Origin of the sequence: Dapis hubbardiae BLCC-M172 (assembly GCF_050016015.1) — a bacterium.
Classification (GTDB): domain Bacteria; phylum Cyanobacteriota; class Cyanobacteriia; order Cyanobacteriales; family Microcoleaceae; genus Trichodesmium.
This window is the reverse complement of the sequence record NZ_JBNHEQ010000145.1, coordinates 1-1,096: the sequence shown is the minus strand read 5'-3', so window position 1 is coordinate 1,096 and position 1,096 is coordinate 1. Positions and strand designations below refer to the sequence as shown.

Genomic DNA, 1,096 nt, shown 5'->3' with positions numbered 1-1,096 from the left:
TAATAATATTGCCTGTATTTGCAATCGTGGCATCTCCATTAGTAGCGGTGGCTATCTGATTTTCTGTATTAATAATGTTGCCTGTATTTTCAATGGTGGCGTCTCCATTAGTAGCGGTGGCTATTTGATTTTCTGTATTAATAATGTTGCCTGTATTTTCAATGGTGGCATCTCCATTAGTAGCGGTGGCTATCTGATTTTCTGTATTAATAATGTTACCTGTATTTGCAATGGTGGCATCTCCATTAGTAGCGGTGGCTATCTGATTTTCTGTATTGATATTACCATCTACTTGATTATTAATTTCCGCATCTCCATTAGTTGCTTCTACTGTCTGAGTCTCAGCGTTGAAATTTCCTTCGGCATCAATATCAATTCGAGCATCCCCATCTCCAGAAATTACAGCTTGGTCTTCAGTTGTTACATCTCCCGTTGCGTCTATATCAATACCTCCTGCTTCTCCTTCTGAAGCAATTGAGTTTAAGTCGAGAGTAGTGATGGAACCGTCAGTTGCCTCTAGTTCAAGAATACCTGCACTGCTAGTACCTAAAGAACTTAAGTTTCCTGTGGTTATTTGAGTGCCATTAATTATGATGTTGCCACTTGGTCCGTCTGCTTGTGTCTCAACATTTCCTGTTTCTACTTGCGCTTGACTACTTTGAATGATTAAGTCTCCACTTTCTGTTGCTCCAAAGGATGAGACGTTGGCTAATGTCACCCTTTCTGGGGCGTTCAGTTCTACATTGCCTCCTATTCCTTGGTTTGAGAATGAGTCAATATCACCACTTGAATTAATCTCACCTATTTCACTATTTACTGTAATATCACCTCCCTGTTGCATTCCTTCTGAGCGAATACTGTTAATATTAATACTGCCTGGGGATGTGAGGCTGACATCTCCGGCAATACCCTCCTCTGAATATGTGTTTAATGCTCCTGTTGCATCTATACTATTTTCACTGCGACTGTTAATGGTAATATTTCCTCCCTGCTCCATTCCTTGAGACAAAATTGTGTCTGTATGGATATGACCTTCTGCTATAATATTTACATTTCCGGCGGTGCCTTGTGCTGAAAATGTTTCTATTTGTTGGGT

1 pseudogene is annotated in these 1,096 nt (G+C 40.1%); it reads right to left on the bottom strand.

Going from position 1 to position 1,096, the window contains the following annotated elements:
• Window positions 1-1,096: pseudogene (locus ACP6PK_RS12575) on the bottom strand (CHAT domain-containing protein); the annotation flags it as partial.